Source organism: Cupriavidus sp. FW305-3-2-15-C-LB2, from assembly GCF_058787575.1.
In genome coordinates, this window is record NZ_JBYSZW010000062.1 from 1 (window position 1) to 19,401 (window position 19,401).

Sequence of the window (19,401 nt, forward strand, 5' to 3'; positions counted from 1 at the left end):
CATCCCGCCCGCACCGCCTGCGCCCACATACTTCTGAACCTCGCGATGAGGGCGGCACTCGAGGTGGCGGACATCTTCCGCACTGCGGCCCTCAGTACCGGCAGGCCCACGCCGACGGGCTCAGTCGTGTGCAACGGCGCGCGATGAGCGCAATCGAGCTGTGCCGCACCGCGGCGCTCGGTGGCCATGTCGAGCAGTGCGATGCCTGCGGCCATCAGCGCATCGCGTTCAACTCGTGCCGGCACCGCGCTTGCCCGAAGTGCCAGTCGCTTGCCCGTGCCCAGTGGCTTGAAGACCGGCAGGCCGAACTACTTCCCGAGGTCGAATATTTCCACGTCGTCTTCACCGTCCCTGAGTCCATCGCAGCGCTCGCCTACCAGAACAAGAAGGCGCTCTACGATATCCTGTTTCGCGCCAGCGCCGAGACGCTGCGCACGATCGCCGCCGATCCGAAACACCTGGGTGCCGAGATCGGCTTCATCTCGGGGACGTGCGGATGATGCTGCAGGTTCTGCCCCCAGGTGTGCAGGACTTTGGTAGTGGAAAGTCCTCGTCGCTCCATTCCCGCCTGAGCGTCACGCGGTACAGGAAGCGCAGTGCGCCCACAGCCAGTTGCACGCTGCTCGGGGCAAGCATGCGTTCGTTGGTCAGGTAGATTTGCCAGGCGCGGATCTCTTCGGGGCCGAGGAGTTCAGGCGAGCGGCGGAAGTGTCTGGCGAAACTGGAAACCTGCTGCAGATAAGATTTCTGCGTGTTGTCTGCGAGATTCCGGATCTGCATGTCGTGCATGCATGCGTTCGCGAAGCGGTGTCATGGCGGAACTCCGGGAAGCAGTGAATGGAAAGCCCGTTGGGCCTATCCATGTTGCTCCCGGGTCTCCATACCCCTTCTTCTCGCCAGTCCCACCTTCAGGTCGCCTGCGACGTACCGCCAGGCAACAACGTTCGCCTACCTCCTACTACCGCGTCAGCGGTTTAGTACAATGACGCCTATGTCGTTCACGATATAGGCGTCATACAACCGCAATGCACTTGTTGCAGGCGGGCGTTCCGTTCAATCGCCTTGTGGCTCGGTCACGAGAGCCCGATCACGACACACCGCTACGTCGAAGCTGACCTCGCGATGAAGGAGAAAGCTCTCGGTCGACTGGAAGCGCCTGACGCCAAGATTCGCCAGTATCACGCACCGGACTCGTTGATTCGATTCTTGCGGACGCTGTAACTATGCGTAGGCTTCGCCAGCCCCAATCGCACCACTCAAGGGGCTGGCTGCCACCATGATGATCATCTGCACATAGTTGTGACCTGAGCATAGAGGTCGGCAAGAGCCACTGAGCAACCCGGGGACAACAAACGAGAAGTGCGCAAAACGGCGCTCGCACCACAGTCCGGCTAGTTCGCGCTTCTCGTCATGGCAGTCCAGCTATTTCCGATTCCAAGACCGCGAAGCGGCAACGGAATCAGAGGTTAAGTCATTGATTTTTCTGGAAACGCAGTACAGCGAATTCTGGTTCCTCACAGTTGGGGTCCGGAATTAGCTGCTGCAATCCCTGCCAACGCTTGGTCAGAACCTAACTCACGGCTTCAGAACGCAAGGCGGATGACACACGCAGGTCCGCGGGCGAGCGCACCATCCATCCACGAGACGACTCGACCTGAGGTCCTTCGACATATCGGTCCCGCCCATCTCGAGGGCAATCTGCGGGGCACTTTCGAGTTTCCCATCGCGCGCGCTTCGACTCATCTTCGCAGTGGCGTACGGTGTAGCGGTTTTTGCTTTGAAAGTGGCTCAGAGAGCCGTGCCAGAGAACTGAGAACTGATACCTCTGGGTCCGCAATAGTCACATCGGCAACATGCACCTCTGACCGCCGAGCGCTTGCCGTCATCCGCTTGTCGGCTCCGACTCGGCTTTTCGGAGGCTGACCGCCCTATGGCTCTGCCTCACGGAAGTCATACTGCCTATTGTATTGGCAACTCTCGGGTGGGGACGGCTTGCGGGAGCAAACACTAACTAAGCAGCACCAACCTATCGCCCCTCCACTATCCAGGCCCACCCTCTTCGCTCCCGATCCTTCGCCTGCCACGCGCGAATGATTTCATCGTCCTTCAACGTGAGTCCGATGTCGTCCAAGCCGTGCAACAGCCCCTCCCGACGCATCGCCGCGAGCTCGAATGGGATGGCCGAACCGTCGGGAGCGATAATCCTCAACGCCTCAAGGTCCACGCGCACAGGCGCGCCATGCGCGCATTGAGCTGCTAATGCCTCAATCTTCTCCGGCGGCAATGCGACTGGCAACAGCCCGTTCTGAAAGCAGTTGTTATAGAAGATGTCGCCATAGCTTGGCGCGATCACGCATCGCACGCCCATCCCCTTTAACGCGACTACCGCGCCTTCACGCGACGATCCACAACCAAAGTTGCGTCCGGCCAGCAGCACGGGGGCGCCACGGAACACCGGATCGTTCAGGATGCAGCTGGGGTCCTCGCTGCCGTCGGATCGATAGCGCAACGCCTCAAACGCATAGTGGCCCAGTGCACCCGGCGGTTGCTCTGTCAGACGTTCAATGCGAATGATCACATCGGTATCGACATTCGCGCGCATCAGCGGAATGGCTGCACCAATGACTGTCGTGAATGGCTGCATGGTCAGTTAAGTCTCCTTACATCGGTGATCTGGCCAGTCACGGCGGCAGCTGCCGCCATGGCGGGGCTTGCGAGGTGCGTGCGCGCCCCCGGACCTTGCCTGCCGACAAAATTGCGGTTAGACGTTGAAACCGAACGCTTGCCGGGTGGAACCTGTTCGCCATTGGCTGCAACGCACATACTGCAGCCCGGCTCGCGCCAGTGGAAACCGGCAGCTTCGAACACTGCGCGCAATCCCTCTGCCTCCGCCTCGCGCTTCACGTTCTCCGAACCCGGCACCACCCAGGCGGTGACGCCCGGAACCACACGGCGACCCCGGACAACGGCCGCCGCCGCACGCAAATCAGACAGCCGGGAATTGGCACAAGAGCCGATGAAAACCCAGTCCACCGGCGTGCCGGCAATCGGCGCGCCCGGCTCAAGGCCCATGTAGTCGAGAGCGGCAGCGACGGCGTCGCGCCGTGCGGGATCGGCTTCGTCCTCGACTCGTGGTGTCACACCGTCAACCGAAATCGCCTGCTCCGGACTGGTACCCCAAGTAATGGTTGGTACCACTGCCGACGCATCTATCCGCTCCTCGCGATCGAACACTGCGTCAGCATCGGTAGCAAGCGCCAGCCAGTCGGCTGCGGCCCGCTCGAATAGCTCGTCGGTGGGCGCGAACGGTCTGCCCCGCACCCAGTCCACGACCTTCTGGTCGGGCGCGATCAGCCCAAAGCGAGCACCCAGTTCGACGCAAAGATTGCAGACTGTCAATCGCCCTTCGATGTCGAGGGAACGGATAGCCGGGCCAGCAAATTCGATAGCGTAGCCAACGCCTGCGGCGGCGCCAAGCTTGCCGATCACATGCAGAATCAAGTCCTTGGCGGTGACCCCCGTTCCAAGTTCCCCCTCGCAGAGGATTCGCATGCGCTTGGGTTTTTGCTGACGTAGCGTCTGCGTGGCCAGAGCATGGGTGCTTTCGGAAGTGCCGACGCCGAACGCCATCGCTCCAATGCCGCCATTGGTACAAGTGTGGCTGTCACCGCAAATCACCGTCAGTCCAGGGAGTACGATACCAAGCTCGGGGCCCATCACGTGCACGATGCCCTGACCAGGCTCGCCCAGATCGAACATCCGGATGCCTGCCTTCGCCGAACCCTGGCGTAACCCCTGCCACAGGCGCCCGCCGAGCGGATATGTATTGCCGTCGCGCCCCGGGCGACTGGACACCGCGTGATCAGGCGTGGAGAACACCAGCTTCGCATCATGCAGCGGCAAACCGCGCGCGGCCACGTCGCGCAACGCTGGCGGACCGGACAGATCGTGCAGAAGATGGCGATCGATGTGTAGCAGCGCCCAGCCGTCGCCAAGATCACGCACCACGTGCGCGTCCCAAAGTTTATCGACCAGCGTGCGCGCCATCATTGTGCGTCCGCCTCTGTGGCTCTCGCGCCGGCATTGAAACGCTGGCGCAAATTGTCCCACTCCTCTGCGCCGAAGCGGCGAAATGTATGTGCCACACTGGCGCTAACGTTGGGCGCCATGTGCGTGGCCTTGAGGGAGGCAAGTGCGGCGTCACCCGCCTCGATGGCGGCCTTCAGCATCAGGCCTGGCAAGATCGCCAGCTTGTAGCCCATCTGTTCGGCTTCGCGCAAATCAAAGATCGGCGTGCGACCACCCGGTACGACGTTCAGCAGACAGGGACCGCCAACGTCTCGTGGCACCCGGGCCACCTCGTCGAGCGTCTGCGTGGCCTCGACGAATGCCATGTCGGCACCCGCTTGCAACGCGGCCTTAGCGCGCGAAATCGCCTCGTCCAGCCCAATCATAGCGCGGGCATCCGTGCGGGCGATGATGACAAAATCCGGCGTACGACGTGCCTGCACTGCGGCACGGATCTTCGACACAAACTCCTCTCGCGACACTACCTCCTTGCCATCTAGGTGGCCGCATCGCTTCGGCGCGACCTGGTCCTCGATATGAATCGCGGCCACGCCGCGCGCCTCGTACTCTTGCACTGTGCGCGTGACGTTCAACTCGTTGCCGTAACCGGTATCAGCGTCGGCGATCAGCGGGATCGAGATCGAACGCGCCATCACCGCCGCGTTGTCAACCATCTCCCCCATTGTCAGCAGGCCGAAGTCAGGAAAACCACGCGCAGCCGATGTGCCCGCGCCGGTCATGTAACAGGCGCCAAAGCCGGCCTGCTCGATCAAGCGCGCGCCAATCGCATCGTAGGCACCGGGGGCGACCAGCATGCCGGGTGCGGCAAGCCGCCGGCGCAGAGATTGAGTGGGGGTCATCATCGCTCCTCTGAAGTCATCTTCGGGACGAACGTGATGGAACATCCGAACGCCCACGACACTGTTTATGTGTTTATATTCTAAATACAACTTCGGGCGTGAGTCAAAGACCTTGTTGAACGCATCGGTTCAACAGGCCTTAAGAGATGTGTACCCTTCACCCGAAAGTAGGGGAAACGGGAGGTTAGCGGCCAGGCCCCGACCAGGGCGCCGAACCGCGACTCAAAAAGGTAGACAAACGCGGCGCTACCGCTGCCTTAGATGCGCCCCGCTGGGACGGCTCAGCGGTCGTGCACGATTCGTCCAGTCACCAGCGTGTTGACGCTCTCGCCCTGGAAGTCCATAAGAATGCGGCTGCGCTCAGGACTCAAGTAGATGCTGATATGCAGCACGGGCACATTAGCTTGATCGTGCATGAGCCGCACCAGCTTCAGCAGCGGCGCGCCTACCTCGACGCCCAAGAGCTTCGCCAGCACGGGGTCGGCTAGTTGCGCGGTAATCTCCTGGACGACGCTGCCGAACGTGACGCCCTGATTCATCAGCAATTCATACAGCGCATGCTTCTTCAGCGAAGCGGCCGACACGCCTGTGCCCATTGCTGCCGGGATCCATGCGTCAGTCAGCATCACCGGGAGTCGATCGGCGCATCGCAGCCGCAGCGCATGCACGGCGCGCTCGTCCGCGGCCAGTAGCAATTGCGCGGCGATATCAGGCGGTGCCTCGGCCTGGCTGACCTCTATCACCTTGACCTGCGTTTCCTGCGCGGCCTTGCGAAGGCTTTCGACCAAACTCAGGCTAGGCGCTTGCCGGCCAGAAACCTGCATCTTGACGAAGGTACCAAGGCCATGCCTTCGCTCGACCAAGCCTTGTGAGGCCAGATCCGTCAGGGCACGACGCACGGTGATGCGCGAGACGCCGTAGCGCTCGCAGATGGCCTCTTCCGTAGGCAGCACACCCGTCCCTGCGTAGACGCCGCGCGCGATCTCGTCGCGCAGCACGTTGAAAATCTGCCGATGGAGCGAGGTGCCGGCAGCGCGGCGCACCTGGGGGGTATTGCGAACTTTGATCGACATGGCAATAAGAAAGGCGACGTGACGAGGATAGCACAGGCCGGACGCTACAGATTTTCACGCACTTGACCACGTCGCATAGTTGTTATTATTCTATAAACACATTACAACATCAATACATCAATGTCGGCAAGCGCGGGACTTTGCGCCCGCGGAGGAGACAACATGCGACAACAATTCGGACGGCGGCTGGCATGGCCGGTTGGCACCGTACTGGGCTTCGTAGCGGTCACGGGCATGGCCGCCCCGGCCACGCAGTGGAAGCCCGAGCGGCCCGTGACGCTGGTGGTACCCTACGCCGCGGGAGGTGGAACTGACGCCACGGCGCGCGCGGTCTCCCGGCAGCTCGGCGTCATTTGGGGACAACCCGTGGTGGTCGAGAATCTGCCCGGCGCCGATGGGTTAATCGGCACGCGCAAAGTGATGGAAGCTCGCCCCGATGGCTACACGCTGCTTCTGCAGGTACCTGCTATCACAATTACCAGCCATCTTCCCGGCTTGAAGGGCATCGATCCGCTGGCGAAGCTGCAGCCGATCACCGCCATCTCGCAATCGCCGGCCGCGATCGTCGCTAGCGCCAAGCTTCCCGTGTCCACGCTGGCCGAGTTGGTGCGCTATTGCAAGGCGGCTGCGCAGCCATGCTCGCTGGGCAGCGGCGAAAGCCTTGCACGGGTATCCGGCAAGCAGCTGGCTGCCGAAGCGGGAATCTCCAACCTGATCGTTGTCAACTACCGGGGCACCGGACCAATCGTAACCGACTTAATCGCCAACAACGTCAATATGTCGTTCACCGGCATCACCGCGGCGCTACCGCATTACAAGGCCGGTACGCTAAAAATCTTGGCGACGCAAGGCCGCACCCGTGCCGCCGCGTTGCCGGACGTGCCGACCACCGCCGAAGCGGGGTTCCCGCAATTCCAGTCGGTAACGTGGTTCGGCCTGTTCGCGCCCAAGGGCACGCCGATTGCCATCGCGGAAGAATTGGTGGCCGCGCTCCGCGAAGGAATCAAGGACCCAGAGGTGCGCAGGACTATCGCCGCCGCCGGCGCAGAGCCTGTAGTCAGTTCGCCTGCCGAGTTCGCCGCCCAAGTCAAGCACGATAGGGACAGGCTGGATGAGCTGATCAGGAAGTATCCGTTGGAGTGATGCTTCACGGACTGGTGCGCTGCCTCACCCGCCTCCTCTATCGCCGCGTGGGAACGAGGAATCGAGAATTTATGCATTAACCACCATTAATTTTGTCCAAATCCCCATCGACCCCTACCATGCATCCCGACCAACTCACCATCCCATGCGTGCTGATGCGCGGCGGCACCAGCAAAGCACTGTTTTTTCATGCCAACGACCTACCCGGGCCTGGCCCGGAGCGCGACGCCCTGCTCAAGCGCGCGATGGGGACGCCAGATGTGCTGCAGATCGACGGCATGGGCGGATCCCGACTGGTGACATCCAAGGTGGCGATCATCAGCCGTTCATCCCGTCCCGATGCCGACGTCGACTACACCTTCGCCCAGGCAGACGTCGAGCGCGATCGCATCGGCTACGACGGCAACTGTGGCAACATCTCCTCCGCAGTCGGACCGTTCGCGATCGATGAAGGCCTGATCGACGCAGTCGAGCCGGTTACCACGGTGCGCATCTATAACACCAACACCGACAAGCTGCTGATTGCGAGGGTGCAGGTCGCGGGCGGCAAGGCGCGCGTGATGGGCGACTGCGCGATCGCCGGCGTGCCGGGCACGGGCGCGGAGATCCTGATGGACTACGCGGGCACGGTCGGCGCAAAGACCGGCCGGCTACTGCCTACGGGCAACGTGGTCGATCGCATGACGCTGTCGGACGGCCGCACGGTCGAGGCGACGCTCTGCGACGTCGCCAATCCCTGCGTATTCGTCGCCGCTGCCTCGCTCGGCCTCACTGGCAGCGAGTTGCCCCCGGAAATTTCGGCCAACGGCGCGCTGATCGAAACCATCGGCGAGATCCAGTCCCGTGCCGGCGAGATGCTGGGCCTGTGGCCGCGCTGGCAGGACGTGAAGCTGCCAGGCCTGCCGCTCTTCGTGATGGTGGCGCCGCCCGCCGACTTTACCGACATGGCTAACGCCGGCCAACGGGCCGAACAGATGGATCTGCGTGCGCGGCTGGTATTCCTCGGCAAATGTCATGACAGCATGGCCGGCACCGGCTCGATGTGCACGGCGGCGGCATCGCGCATCCCGAACTCTATCGTGCATCGGGCGCTCGGCGCGCAGGTTGCGGGCGGTGGCGAGTTGCGTATCGGCCATCCCCTCGGCGTGATGCCGGTCCGCGTCGAAGCGAACGTTGGCGCACGCCCCGAAGACATGTCCTTCGCCGTGCTGGGGCTGGCACGCACAGCTCGCCGCCTGATGTCCGGGGAAATCTATGTTCGGCGCGACTACTTAGCCCAGGAACGCTAACGACCCGCGGCAACACCTTGGCCTCGGCAACGCACCGGGTGCCATTTCCAGGAGACACGATGACACCCAACCCTTGGCGACGCCGCCTGCTGGCGCAACTGGCCGGCACCAGCGCGGGCCTGTTGCTTTCCCCTTACACCGCGCGAGCAAATAACACGGGTCCGATCCGTCTCGTGGTCGGCTATCCGGCCGGACAGACTGTCGACATCATTGCCCGAAATTATGCCGCAGCGCTGACGACGTTGCTCAGACAATCCGTCTATGTCGAGAACCGTCCCGGCGCAAACGGCATCATGGGCGCACAAGAAGTCAAGCGCAGCAGTCCTGACGGCCGCACTCTGCTGTTCGGCACGCTGGGCCAGCTTGCGATCAATCCTGGCCTCTACAAGAAGTTGCCATACGATCCGTTGAAGGATTTTGCGCCGGTATCCCTTGTCAGCATCGGCCCGCTGCTGTTGGTGGCCAACCCTTCGTTCCCCGCCAACAACCTGCGGGAACTGATCCGCTACGCCAAACAGCATCCCGACCAGGTCCACTATGCCTCCGGCGGCAACGGCATCACCGCTCACCTCGCGATGGAGATCCTGCAAGCGCGTGCAGGCATCCAGCTACGGCACGTGCCTTACAAGGGTTCGCCCGCCGCCTTGAATGACCTGATGGCGGGGCAGATATCTCTCGCGTTTGACGCATTGCCATCCGCTATGCCGCACGTCCAGGCGGGCAAGCTAAAGGCGCTTGGCATCAGCGGCGCGCAGCGAAGTCCGCAGTTGCCTGCGGTCGCCACACTGTCCGAGCAGGGGATGAAGGACTTCGAGATCTACTCGTGGGTTGGCATTCTGGTCCCGGCTGGCACCAAGCCCGAAGTGGTATCGGAGCTGAACGTTGCAATTCGCGGCGCGGCGTCTTCGCCGCAAATCCAGGATTCCCTGCGCGCAACCGGTTCGCAGCCCGTCCTCGAATCTCCCGCGTACTTCGCCAACTTCCTAAGCAAGGAGAGAACGCGCTGGGCACGCGCGGTGATCGATGCAGGCGCGCAAATCGATTGATCCGTCGTCTTTCGACGTACCCTTTGGTGGTCGCGCGCAACCCATATTCTCTATCGTTTTTCATTCTCATCCGGAGGCAGCATGACGCTTACCCCCAGCGAAATCGTCGCGGCTCGCGCGCATGATGGCGCGACTGCCGAGCTTGCAGCGCTTGCCGCCACGACAGCAGGCAGCGCGATTCCCGAGCCCGTGCGCGCGTGCGTGCGTGACTGTCTGGTTGATTTCGTCGGCCACACCGCATTCTCCGCGCAATTCGCTGAAAGTAGTCCCGCTTTCATCGCCGGTACACGGGACCTCGACATGCAAGGCGGCGGCTTCACCGTCGTCGGGTTAAGAGATACCTTCACGCGCCAGCAGGCCACGCTGCTCAACGGCGCATTCGCTCACACCATGGACTTCGACGACACCAACGGCGCAGGTGTGCTTCACCCCGGCGCTCCGGTGATACCAGCCGCGTTGGCCGAAGCCGAGCAACGCGACGTTGACGGCCAGGCGCTGCTCGACGCCATTGTCATTGGCTATGAAGTCGCTTGTCGGATCGGCGCCGCACTAAACACAAGCGCTTACGAACGGGGCTTTCATAATACCTCGGTGGCTGGCATCTTCGGCGCGGTGGCGGCCGCGGGCAGGCTGCGCGGCATGGATGCCGCGACCATCGAGGCAGCCTTCGGCATCGCAGGCAGCCTCGCCTCGGGTTCGATGCAATACCTCGAGAACGGCGCGTGGAACAAGCGGCTGCATCCAGGCTTCGCGGCTCACAATGCCATGCTGGCACTCAGCTATGCACATGCCGGCGTGATCGCCGCTACAGAGCCAATCGCCGGCCGCTTCGGCCTGCTGGCAGGCTACACCAACGCAGCACGGCCCGAACAGCTGATCAACGGTCTCGGTACCCAGTGGCTTGCGGGGCAAACCGCGCTGAAGCCTTACCCGTCGTGCCGACTGACCCACGCGGCCATTGACGCGGCGTTGTCGCTGCGCGAGCGCTTTGTCCGGGATGCGCTGTCCAACGCGCGCTTGTACGTGACCATCTCGCCAACGGCACACAAAATTGTTGGCGAGGCGCTGGAGGCCAAGCTCGCGCCACGAAACATCGTCGACGCGCAATTCAGTCTCTACTTCCAGGTTGCATGCGCATGGCTGGATGGCGGCATCGAATGGCAGAGTTATGAGCGCCGGCTCGGCACAACCGAAATTGCGACGATGGCGCACCGCATCTCGGTAACGGTGGACCCCGACCTGGCCCCAGGCGGCTGCCGCCTGCGCGCCGAGGCGGACGGGGGCGGCCGGCACGATATCGAAGTGCTGGTGCCGTCAGGCGAGCCCTCCACCCCTCTGTCGCAGGCTGGTGTTCGGAGCAAATTCCTGTCATTGGCGACACCCGTCTATGGCTCGACGTACGCCACCGAGATTGCCAATCGACTCCAGCGCATAGAGCGCGAAAGCTCGGCCGCCGCAGCAATTGCGTCGTTGCGCGCCCCGTCTGAATCACACTGACCGGAGACATATCGACATGAACAGAACGCTACCCCTGCTCGCATCCTTCGCGCTGATGGCCCTTCCCATGCTGTCGCACGGGAAGACCGATACCTATCCCACGCGCCCCATCCGCGTGGTAGTGCCCTTCAGCTCCGCCAGCAGCGCAGACAATCTGGCACGCGCCTTGAGCGAGAAGCTGTCCGAAAAACTGAAGCAACCGCTCGTGATCGACAACCGCGTGGGAGCCGGCGGAACGCTCGGCGTTTCGGCAGTCGCCAAGGCGCCGCCGGACGGCTATACGCTGCTATTGACCACATCTTCCCCGTTGGTAATCAGTCCGCTGATCGACCGTTCGGTGCAGTACAACGTCGAAAAAGACCTGGCTCCAGTGGCGATGCTGTCCACGGGGCCCTTGCTCCTCGTGTCCAGCCCGAACCTGCCCGCCCGCAATGTGCAGGAGCTGATCGCGCTGTTGAAGAAAGAGCCGGGCAAGTACAGCTATGCGTCCAACGGCAATGGCAGCTACTCGCACATGGCGATGGAACTGTTCGCGCGGATGGCAGGCGTTGATCTTGTCCACATTCCTTACAAAGGACCCGCGCAGGCTGAAGCGGATGTCATTGGCGGACAGGTGACGCTGATGTTTGATGCAGTGGGAACGGCCACCAGCATGATAAGAGCCGGCAGGCTGCGGTCCTACGGCACTAGCTCGGCGCAACCCGATCCGCTGACGCCAGACCAGACGCCGCTCGCCGCACAGGGCGGAGCAGCTTTGAAAGGCTTCGACGTGTTCGGCTGGTCAGGCCTGCTGGCGCCGGCCGGGACACCGCCATCTGTGATCGCGACATTGCAGACGGCAGTGGGCGAGGTATTGGCCGACGCGGCGTTCCGTCAGCTGATGGCCGGACGGAACACGACCCTGGTTAAACCGCAGGCCTCACGCGAGATGGCCAAGCAGATTCGAGGGGATCGGGCCAAGTGGGAGCAGCTGGTGAAGAGCGCGGGGATCAAACTGGAGTGATGACAGGAGCGGTGCGCGGACCTTTTCCCAACGGGGGGCTTAACGGGGAAAGGGGAAAGGGCGTCTTCCACGCCATCGGCCATCCTGTCGCCACGGCACATCGTGCGTGATCTGTCCCGCTCGCAAGGTATTGACGCTCTCGATCACACCATCCATCAGTATCCGGCTGGGCTGCGGCGATATATGAATCGTCAAATGCGGCACAGGCGCGCGCTCCACGTCATGGAGAAGCCGCCCGAGTTGCAGCCGCCGCAACCCCGCTTCGACGCCCAGCATTTCGGAAGTGTGGAATGGCCGGCACCGCAGAAATTTCCTGCACGCGTCCGAAGCGCGCGCCCTGCGTCATCAGGATCTCGTACAGCGTCTGCGTGCGTAGCCTTTCCCGCGTGATGTCCTCCGCATAGCGCTCGGGATCCAGGCATCCGAAACCATCACCAAGCGTTCGTCGGTCGAACACAGCCGCACTGCATGTAGCGCACCCTCCCTGGGCGCCCGCTGCAATTTGTAGCGATCACTGTCGGCGGCTCGGCGCCTCGCAAAGTTCCAGCACCGTGGCACGCGTGGGCTGTCTCTGCTTCGTAGCGCATCGACGAATTCGAGCGTTGCTGCCGCCGTCCGCTGCGGCGGCAGGTCCAGCCGCACTAACGTTCCCCGGCCCTGCTTCTTCTCCACCCGCCAGGGGCTTGCAGATTGCTGACCGCACGGCGAACTGTGAAGCGCGACACCTTGAAGACCACTCGAGACGTGCTTCGTTCGGCATGCTGGCATCGGCCGGATAACTGCCACGCAGGATCGGCTCGGGTAAATACCACAACCAGTTGCTGATGTAGCGCCAAACCGGACTTTACGGGCCGATCCGTCTGCGAACGCTTGATGTGTTCACGCGGAAGTCAAAAAATTTCTCGTCATGTCACTATGTCGTTATATACTTAGAACAACAAGACGGGACATCCGTGCTGATTTTACGGCCCACAATTTCTCCCCTGCACCTCCATGACAAGCAAACCTTCCCCTCGACAGACTCTGCGCCGCGTGCTGGCCGGCAATGAACTGCTAGCCGCCCCCGGAGGCTATGACGGCATCACCGCCCGCATGATCGAACAGGCCGGCTTCGATGCTCTCTACATGACCGGGGCCGGTGTCTCGGCGTCTCGCGGTTTCCCCGATTTCGGGCTGCTGACGTTGACCGAAATGGCGCAAGCCGCCGGCGTGGTGGCGCAATCGGTGTCGATCCCAGTGATTGCCGACGCGGACACCGGCTACGGCAACGAGTTGAACGTCACGCGCACCATCCGAGAGTATGAGCGAGCCGGCGTCGCCGGCCTGCACATCGAGGATCAGGTCGCGCCGAAGCGCTGCGGCCATCTGGACGGCAAGGAGATCGTGTCGCGCGAGGATTTCGAAGCAAAGATCCGTGCGGCGGTGGCCGCGCGCACGGATCCGGACTTTGTGATCATTGCTCGCACCGACGCGCGCGCGGTGGTCGGTCTGGACGAAGCCATCTCGCGCGCCAACGCGGCGCTGCGCGCAGGCGCCGACATGGCATTCGTCGAAGCTGCACAGAGCATGGAGGAGCTCGCCGAAATCCCGCGCCGCGTGAAAGGCCCGTGCCTGCTGAACATCGTGCGCGGCGGCAAGACGCCGGATCTGTCACTGGACGTTGCGCAGCAGCTCGGCTACAAGCTGGCGATCCTGCCAAGCCTGCTGATCGGCTCAGTGGTCGATGCCTGCGACCGGACGCTGCGTGGCCTGCAAGAGACCCGCAAGCCACCGGTGTCGGCCAACGCGACGCCAGTAGCCGAGCGCTTCCGCCGCTTCGGCGCCGATGAGTGGAATGCGCTGCGCACCCGCTTCCGCGCCGACACTGGGGAGGCTAAGTCGTGAGCCAGGCCACTTCCACGGCCCCAGCGACGCTGTTCGACAAGATCTGGGATGCCCATGTAATCGAGCAGCTTGGCGATGGTTGGGCGCTGCTGCATATCGATCGCCAGCTTCTGCATGATATGTCCGGGTCGCGCAGCTTCCATGAGCTGAACGAGAGGGCGCTGGAGGCCGCGCAGCCGCAACTGAGCTTCGCCACCCCTGATCACACCGTCTCCAGTGCGCCGGGGCGCACCAGTTCCACGTCGCCACTGTGCACACGGCTGGAACAGGGCGCGCGTCAGCACCGCATCAGGTTCTTCGGCCTTGGCGAGAAGGGACAGGGCATCGTCCACGTGATGGGTCCCGAGCTGGGCATTGTGCTCCCGGGCAGTACCGTCATCTGCGGCGACAGCCATACCTGCACCAACGGTGCGCTAGGTGCGGTGGCCTTCGGTGTGGGCACTTCCGAGCTGACCCATGCACTCGCCACGCAAACGCTGATGCAGCGCAAGCCGCGCAATATGCGGCTGCGCTTCACCGGCACGCTGGCACCCCGCGTATCGGCCAAAGATATGATCTTGCATGCGATCGCCACGCTGGGAGCCGCTGCAGGGACCGGTTATGCGATCGAGTATGATGGGCCGGCGGTCTCCGCACTGTCTGTTGAGGCGCGGATGACCCTTTGCAATCTGTCGATCGAGATGGGGGCGCGCGTGGGCATGGTCGCGCCGGACGAAAAGGTCTTCAGCTGGCTGGCAGGACGGCGGTTTGCCCCAGCCGGAGCGCTGTTCGGCGAGGCAGTAGCGCATTGGCGCACGCTGTGCTCCGATGACGAAGCCTGCTTCGATCGCGAAGAAACGTTCGACATTGGCAGACTCGCGCCGCAACTAACGTGGGGCACCAGCCCGGAACACTGCATTGCCGTCGATGGCAATGTGCCTCGCGATGACGAGGCGCCCGACGACGCCCGCCGCGCGGCATGGCGCGATGCACGCGCGTACATGGACCTCGCGCCCGGTGCGCGCCTCTTGGGCCAGCGCGTCGATCGCGTGTTTATCGGCTCATGCGCCAATTCCAGGCTGGAAGACCTGCGCACCGCCGCGGCGCTGCTCGGTTCGGCACGCGTGGCGCCGCACGTTGAGGCATGGGTTGTCCCGGGCTCGGAAGACGTCAGCCGCGCCGCCCGCGCCGAAGGCCTCGACAAGCGTTTCCGCGACGCCGGCTTCCTATGGCGCGAGCCCGGCTGCAGCATGTGCGTTGCCGCCAATGGCGACACCGCGGAACCGGGCCAGCGCGTGGTTTCAACGTCGAACCGCAACTTCGTCGGCCGGCAGGGCCCGGGCGTGCGCACGCATCTGGCCAGCCCCGCCACGGCCGTCGCAAGCGCCCTAGCCGGTGAGCTGGCCGATCCGCGTCAACTCTGACCACGAGCGACAGATGACACCCTTCACCGCTCTGACGGGCACAGCGATTCCGCTGATGCTCGACAATATCGACACCGATACCATCATTCGGATCGAACGACTGTCAACAGCTGGCCGCGGCCAGCTCGGCGCCTATGCGATGGAGATGCTGCGGCTGCGGGCAGATGGCAGCGAGGCGCCAGACTGCGTGCTTAACCTGCCGCCGTTCCGCGGCGCACCCATCTTGCTGGCCGGACGCAACTTCGGCTGCGGTTCCTCGCGCGAAGGCGCAGTGTGGGCGCTGGCGGACAGTGGCGTGCGCTGTGTGATCGCCGAGAGCTTCGGGGACATCTTCCACGCCAACTGCTTCCAGAATGGATTGCTGCCGATCGTGCTACCGCGCGACGCGCTGGCATCGCTTGCCCGACAGGCCGTAACAGGCACCGTCGTCGGCGTGGATCTGCATACTTGCAGGATCACGGTGTCGGAAAGCAAGCCAATACCCTTCACCATCGACGCTCACAGGCGCGCCGCGCTGCTCGCGGGCCTGGACGACTTGAGCCTGACGTTGTCCAAACGCGCCAACATTGCGGCCTGGCAGATGCTTGATCGCGCGGCACGACCCTGGATCTGGGCACCGGTGGCACTAAACGACGTGTTAGGTTGACCCGTGTCAGTCGCCCCGGCTCCTCATTCTCCCTGACACCCCACGAATGCCCGACTGACAAGGCCCGCCCGGCGTGAAGCCGCTGGCCTAACGACGGAAACACTACATGACCATGTCCGTACCACACGACGACGGTCTCGACAGCGACAAAGAACAACTCGCCATTCCGTGCACGCTGATGCGCGGCGGCACGAGCAAGGGCCTGTACTTCCGCGCCGACGACCTGCCCGCGCCTGGCCCGGCCCGCGACGCCGCACTGAAGGCGCTGATGGGCAGCGAGGATCTGTTGCAGATCGACGGACTCGGCGGCTCGCGGCTTGTGACCGCGAAGTTTGCCATTGTCGGCCGCTCGAGCCGTTCCGATGCCGACATCGACTACACCTACGGCATCGTACCGCCCGGTCGCGGCATCGTCGTCTACACCAGCAACTGCGGCAACATTTCGGCCGGCGTGGGGCCATTTGCGATCGACGTGGGGCTTGTGCCACCCCGCGGCCCCATTACCGAGGTCCGCATCTTCAACACAAACACCTCGAAGATGCTGATCGCCCATGTGCCGGTCAGCGGCCAGCGCGCCCGTGTGCAAGGCACTTTCGCGATTCCAGGCGTGCCCGGCACCGGCGCCGAGATCTTCATGGACTATCGTGCCACCACCGGGGCCAAGACCGGTCGCGTGCTGCCCACGGGCAATACCGTCGATCGCATCGCGCTGGAGGATGGCCGCGAGATCGCCGTCACGCTGGGCGACGTGGCAAATCCCTGCATGTTTGTGCGCGCCCAGGACTTGGGAAGGCGCGGCACCGAACTGCCGAACGAGATCAACGCAGACGAGTCCTTGCTCGCCATGCTGCGCGAGCTGCGAGGCAAGGCGGCGCAGCAACTTGGCTTGTGCGCCCACTGGCGAGACGCGGAGGCCGCGTCGCCCGCGCTGCCTCTGGCCGTGATGGTGGCGCCGTCCGCCGAGTACATCGACGCGCAGGGCCGCGCGGTCGACGCGGATCAGTTGGATCTGCAGGCGCGACTTATCTTCTACAACAAGTGTCACGAAAGCATGGCTGGCACCGGTTCGATGTGCACTGCAGCGATGTCTCGCATAGTCGGCACGCTAGTGCATGAGGCGGCATACAGAGGCGATCCAGGAGGCGAACACAGCGCCGCCACGTGGGCCAACGATACCCTGCGCATCGGTCATCCGCTCGGTGTGATGAAAGTGGTCGTGCGCGGCCGCCACAACGCGGGCAATGGCCCAGACCGGCTCGGCTATGAGCGCCTCGGCTTCAGCCGCACCGCACGGCGACTGATGCAAGGTATCGCTTTTGTGCCCCGCCCTGCCCTTGATATCTGATCTACCGCTGTGTCCCCCAAAAATCGTCATGACCGCCTCTGATCTCTCTGTGCCGCGCCGGCGGCTGCTGCAAGCCGCCGCCCTGTTGGCCTTTACCACCGCGCGCGGCGCCCACTCGCAGCCAGACAAGGCGGCATTCCCGCGTCGGCCAGTACGCATCGTGGTCGGCTATCCCGCTGGCCAGACAGTCAGCGGCAAGATCAAGGTGCTCGCAGTATCAAGCAAGGCGCGTTACAGGGCGCTTCCCAACGTACCCAGGGTGGCGGAACAGGGCGTGCCAGACTTTGAGGTTGCCAGCTGGAGCGCGCTAATGGCACCCGCCGGCACGCCGCCCGCGGTCGTCGAGAAGATCAACGCGGACATGATCACGGCCAGCCGGACCGAGGCGGCTATCACGGCGGTCCGTGCCGGCGGTAGTGAAACGGGAGACCTCTCGACCGTGCAATGCCGCGATTTCCTGAGACGCGAGACGGCCATGTGGGCCGAGGCGGCAAAGCGCGCGGAAGTGACTCCGGAATGATGTGGCATCTGGCACGCTGATGGCGCGCGATCCAGGGCCTAGGGAGCCGGACCTCTCCCCGACCCGCGTGCCCCCATGGCTCGCCACATTGGCGAGGAGCGATCGTCCCTGAAGTCAGATCCGAGCCTCCCTTGTCGATCATCCCCGAACATCCTTGACCAAAATCATGCAATCCAATCCCAGCGCCGCACAGCGCATCGCGGCCTTCGCCGCCTCCTTTCAGGCAAACTTCCTCGACCAGGCCGACCGCAATTTGTGCGCCCGTTCTCTGGCCGACACTTTCGCCGTCGCTGTGGCTGGCCGCAACGAGCATGCCCCGCAGGCGGCGTTGCGCTATCTCGAGAATGCTCAGCTGTTGCTGGCGTCGGGCACCCGCGCCACCAGTGCCACGCTATGGGGCCGCACGGAACGCGCCTCGCCCGAGATCGCGGCGTGGTGGAACGGTATCGCTGGCCACGTGCTCGACTACGACGACGTGACCGTGCCGATGCGCGGTCATCCCAGCGTGGTGCTGTGGCCGGCGCTTCTGGCTCTGGCAGAAGCGCGCGCGTTGCCGCCCGCGCGGCTCGCACCAGCCTTCGCAGTCGGGATGGAGGTAATCTGCAAGTTGTCGCGCGGCATGGCGCTGAACCACTACGCGGCCGGCTGGCACGCCACTGCCAGCATCGGCGCGATCGGCACCACGGTGGCCTGCGCGTACCTGCTCGGGCTCGCGCCGGCGCGCATCGTGCATGCGATCGGACTGGCGGTCGCGCAGACGGCCGGATCACGCGAGAACGTCGGCACAGAGGCGAAATCGTTCCAGGCCGGCCATGCCAATGCCGTGGCGGTGCGCGCGGCCTGCCTCGCCGAGTCCGGCTTCGAAGCCGGCGCACATGCCCTCGACGGCCCGCATGGCTTCGTGCGGCTATACGCGGGCGGAGATGTCGGCGAAGGCAACATCGCCGAGTGGCTGGCATCGCTTGGCCAGGCTCCGCTCGAAATGCGCCGCAGCGGCCTCGACGTCAAGCAGTACCCCATGTGCTATGCCACGCACCGGGCGCTGGACGCCGTGTTGGCACTGCGCCGGGCAAACGGTCTGCGTCTGGAGGACGTGGTACGTGTCAACGTACTGACAAGCCACGGCGCACTGGTGCCGCTGGTCCATCCCCGACCGCGCACCGGGCTCGAAGGGAAATTCAGCATGGCCTATGCAATGGCGGCTGCGCTACAGGACGGTGCCGTGCGCCTGACCAGCTTCCTCGACAGCTCGGTGCAGCGCCCGGAGATTCAAGCGTTCCTGCCTCGGGTACATGCCACAGAGGCCGCTGGTCCCAGCGCTCCGCGCTGGGCAGAAGTCACGCTCCAGATGCATGACGGCCGCCATCTCAATGCGCACGTGCAGACCTTGCACGGCTCTACGCAGCAGCCGCTGACCGACGCCGAGCTTATCGCCAAGCTCGACGACTGCCTGCGCTGGGGCAACCAAGCCAACGACTGCACCAACACTCCTCGAGGCGCCGAGTTACTCGCTACATGCCTGCAGCTATCCGACGCGCCAGCGAGAGAGCTGGTGGCGCGCCTGCAACGGGCGATCCAATAACCGGCTTGCACACCAGGCGGAACAGATTTCATAAACCATTCA

General features: G+C 63.7%; 16 protein-coding genes and 2 pseudogenes. 13 read left to right on the forward strand and 5 right to left on the reverse strand.

What is annotated here, in order from left to right; translation table 11 throughout:
* Positions 1 to 45: 45 nt before the first annotated feature.
* A pseudogene (locus tag AC3WRR_RS31030) lies at positions 46 to 485 on the forward strand (IS91 family transposase); the annotation flags it as partial.
* On the opposite strand, the gene AC3WRR_RS31035 reads toward AC3WRR_RS31030, so the two are convergent.
* The gene (locus tag AC3WRR_RS31035; RefSeq protein ID WP_492298992.1) at positions 478 to 789 is read right to left on the reverse strand and encodes a site-specific integrase; all 312 of its coding nucleotides are present in this window, start codon (positions 787 to 789) and stop codon (positions 478 to 480) included. The pseudogene AC3WRR_RS31030 and the gene AC3WRR_RS31035 overlap by 8 nt on opposite strands.
* Positions 790 to 1,010: 221 nt before the next feature.
* Between AC3WRR_RS31035 and AC3WRR_RS31040 the strand changes: the two are divergent.
* Positions 1,011 to 1,221, forward strand: a pseudogene (locus tag AC3WRR_RS31040) (integrase); the annotation flags it as partial.
* An 805-nt stretch (positions 1,222 to 2,026) separates the two neighbouring features.
* Here AC3WRR_RS31040 and leuD (AC3WRR_RS31045) read toward each other — a convergent pair.
* From leuD (AC3WRR_RS31045) to AC3WRR_RS31060, 4 genes are all read right to left on the reverse strand, one after another.
* Complete coding sequence (leuD, locus tag AC3WRR_RS31045) at positions 2,027 to 2,644, reverse strand: 3-isopropylmalate dehydratase small subunit (RefSeq protein ID WP_492298993.1); 618 nt, start codon at positions 2,642 to 2,644, stop codon at positions 2,027 to 2,029.
* 2 nt (positions 2,645 to 2,646) lie between these two features.
* Positions 2,647 to 4,050: a 3-isopropylmalate dehydratase large subunit gene (gene leuC, locus AC3WRR_RS31050; protein ID WP_492298995.1), complete on the reverse strand. Its 1,404-nt coding sequence runs from the start codon at positions 4,048 to 4,050 to the stop codon at positions 2,647 to 2,649.
* Positions 4,047 to 4,931 carry an isocitrate lyase/PEP mutase family protein gene (locus AC3WRR_RS31055; RefSeq protein ID WP_492298997.1) on the reverse strand — a complete coding sequence of 295 codons (885 nt, stop codon included), beginning with the start codon at positions 4,929 to 4,931 and terminating at the stop codon, positions 4,047 to 4,049. Before AC3WRR_RS31055 ends, leuC begins: the two co-directional genes overlap by 4 nt.
* A 278-nt stretch (positions 4,932 to 5,209) precedes the next feature.
* A complete protein-coding gene (locus tag AC3WRR_RS31060; RefSeq protein WP_183300317.1) occupies positions 5,210 to 6,001 on the reverse strand; it encodes a GntR family transcriptional regulator in 792 nt (263 codons plus the stop codon).
* A gap of 162 nt (positions 6,002 to 6,163) precedes the next feature.
* On the opposite strand from AC3WRR_RS31060, the gene AC3WRR_RS31065 reads away from it, so the two are divergent.
* The 11 genes from AC3WRR_RS31065 (at position 6,164) to AC3WRR_RS31115 (ending at position 19,359) form a co-directional block, all read left to right on the forward strand.
* The gene (locus AC3WRR_RS31065) at positions 6,164 to 7,144 is read left to right on the forward strand and encodes a Bug family tripartite tricarboxylate transporter substrate binding protein (RefSeq protein ID WP_492299000.1); all 981 of its coding nucleotides are present in this window, start codon (positions 6,164 to 6,166) and stop codon (positions 7,142 to 7,144) included.
* Between the two features lie 119 nt (positions 7,145 to 7,263).
* Positions 7,264 to 8,433, forward strand: coding sequence for a 2-methylaconitate cis-trans isomerase PrpF family protein (locus AC3WRR_RS31070; RefSeq protein ID WP_492299001.1), 1,170 nt, complete (start codon positions 7,264 to 7,266; stop codon positions 8,431 to 8,433).
* A 59-nt stretch (positions 8,434 to 8,492) separates the two neighbouring features.
* Complete coding sequence (locus AC3WRR_RS31075; RefSeq protein WP_492299003.1) at positions 8,493 to 9,479, forward strand: Bug family tripartite tricarboxylate transporter substrate binding protein; 987 nt, start codon at positions 8,493 to 8,495, stop codon at positions 9,477 to 9,479.
* Positions 9,480 to 9,560: 81 nt separating this feature from the next.
* The gene (locus AC3WRR_RS31080) at positions 9,561 to 10,976 is read left to right on the forward strand and encodes an MmgE/PrpD family protein (protein WP_492299005.1); all 1,416 of its coding nucleotides are present in this window, start codon (positions 9,561 to 9,563) and stop codon (positions 10,974 to 10,976) included.
* Positions 10,977 to 10,992: 16 nt separating this feature from the next.
* Positions 10,993 to 11,979 (forward strand): Bug family tripartite tricarboxylate transporter substrate binding protein, encoded by a 987-nt coding sequence (locus AC3WRR_RS31085; protein ID WP_492299007.1) that lies wholly within the window; start codon positions 10,993 to 10,995, stop codon positions 11,977 to 11,979.
* A 1,032-nt stretch (positions 11,980 to 13,011) separates the two neighbouring features.
* Positions 13,012 to 13,863: an isocitrate lyase/PEP mutase family protein gene (locus tag AC3WRR_RS31090; RefSeq protein WP_492299009.1), complete on the forward strand. Its 852-nt coding sequence runs from the start codon at positions 13,012 to 13,014 to the stop codon at positions 13,861 to 13,863.
* Positions 13,860 to 15,266 carry a 3-isopropylmalate dehydratase large subunit gene (locus tag AC3WRR_RS31095; RefSeq protein WP_492299011.1) on the forward strand — a complete coding sequence of 469 codons (1,407 nt, stop codon included), beginning with the start codon at positions 13,860 to 13,862 and terminating at the stop codon, positions 15,264 to 15,266. The genes AC3WRR_RS31090 and AC3WRR_RS31095 overlap by 4 nt, the downstream gene beginning before the upstream one ends.
* A gap of 13 nt (positions 15,267 to 15,279) precedes the next feature.
* On the forward strand, positions 15,280 to 15,912 hold the full coding sequence (gene leuD / locus AC3WRR_RS31100; RefSeq protein ID WP_183300309.1) for a 3-isopropylmalate dehydratase small subunit: 633 nt from the start codon (positions 15,280 to 15,282) through the stop codon (positions 15,910 to 15,912).
* Positions 15,913 to 16,018: 106 nt separating this feature from the next.
* The gene (locus tag AC3WRR_RS31105; RefSeq protein WP_492299014.1) at positions 16,019 to 17,257 is read left to right on the forward strand and encodes a 2-methylaconitate cis-trans isomerase PrpF family protein; all 1,239 of its coding nucleotides are present in this window, start codon (positions 16,019 to 16,021) and stop codon (positions 17,255 to 17,257) included.
* 28 nt (positions 17,258 to 17,285) lie between these two features.
* Complete coding sequence (locus AC3WRR_RS31110) at positions 17,286 to 17,777, forward strand: Bug family tripartite tricarboxylate transporter substrate binding protein (RefSeq protein WP_492299016.1); 492 nt, start codon at positions 17,286 to 17,288, stop codon at positions 17,775 to 17,777.
* A 154-nt stretch (positions 17,778 to 17,931) separates the two neighbouring features.
* On the forward strand, positions 17,932 to 19,359 hold the full coding sequence (locus tag AC3WRR_RS31115; RefSeq protein WP_492299017.1) for an MmgE/PrpD family protein: 1,428 nt from the start codon (positions 17,932 to 17,934) through the stop codon (positions 19,357 to 19,359).
* The last annotated feature ends 42 nt before the right edge of the window (positions 19,360 to 19,401 follow it).

What these genes read in the sequence shown, in the direction of transcription:
- AC3WRR_RS31035 (WP_492298992.1), bottom strand. Translation starts at nt 789, where the DNA reads ATGCACGACATGCAGATCCGGAATCTCGCAGACAACACGCAGAAATCT.
- leuD (WP_492298993.1), bottom strand. Translation starts at nt 2,644, where the DNA reads ATGCAGCCATTCACGACAGTCATTGGTGCAGCCATTCCGCTGATGCGC.
- leuC (WP_492298995.1), bottom strand. Translation starts at nt 4,050, where the DNA reads ATGATGGCGCGCACGCTGGTCGATAAACTTTGGGACGCGCACGTGGTG.
- AC3WRR_RS31055 (WP_492298997.1), bottom strand. Translation starts at nt 4,931, where the DNA reads ATGATGACCCCCACTCAATCTCTGCGCCGGCGGCTTGCCGCACCCGGC.
- AC3WRR_RS31060 (WP_183300317.1), bottom strand. Translation starts at nt 6,001, where the DNA reads ATGTCGATCAAAGTTCGCAATACCCCCCAGGTGCGCCGCGCTGCCGGC.
- AC3WRR_RS31065 (WP_492299000.1), top strand. Translation starts at nt 6,164, where the DNA reads ATGCGACAACAATTCGGACGGCGGCTGGCATGGCCGGTTGGCACCGTA.
- AC3WRR_RS31070 (WP_492299001.1), top strand. Translation starts at nt 7,264, where the DNA reads ATGCATCCCGACCAACTCACCATCCCATGCGTGCTGATGCGCGGCGGC.
- AC3WRR_RS31075 (WP_492299003.1), top strand. Translation starts at nt 8,493, where the DNA reads ATGACACCCAACCCTTGGCGACGCCGCCTGCTGGCGCAACTGGCCGGC.
- AC3WRR_RS31080 (WP_492299005.1), top strand. Translation starts at nt 9,561, where the DNA reads ATGACGCTTACCCCCAGCGAAATCGTCGCGGCTCGCGCGCATGATGGC.
- AC3WRR_RS31085 (WP_492299007.1), top strand. Translation starts at nt 10,993, where the DNA reads ATGAACAGAACGCTACCCCTGCTCGCATCCTTCGCGCTGATGGCCCTT.
- leuD (WP_183300309.1), top strand. Translation starts at nt 15,280, where the DNA reads ATGACACCCTTCACCGCTCTGACGGGCACAGCGATTCCGCTGATGCTC.
- AC3WRR_RS31105 (WP_492299014.1), top strand. Translation starts at nt 16,019, where the DNA reads ATGACCATGTCCGTACCACACGACGACGGTCTCGACAGCGACAAAGAA.
- AC3WRR_RS31110 (WP_492299016.1), top strand. Translation starts at nt 17,286, where the DNA reads ATGACCGCCTCTGATCTCTCTGTGCCGCGCCGGCGGCTGCTGCAAGCC.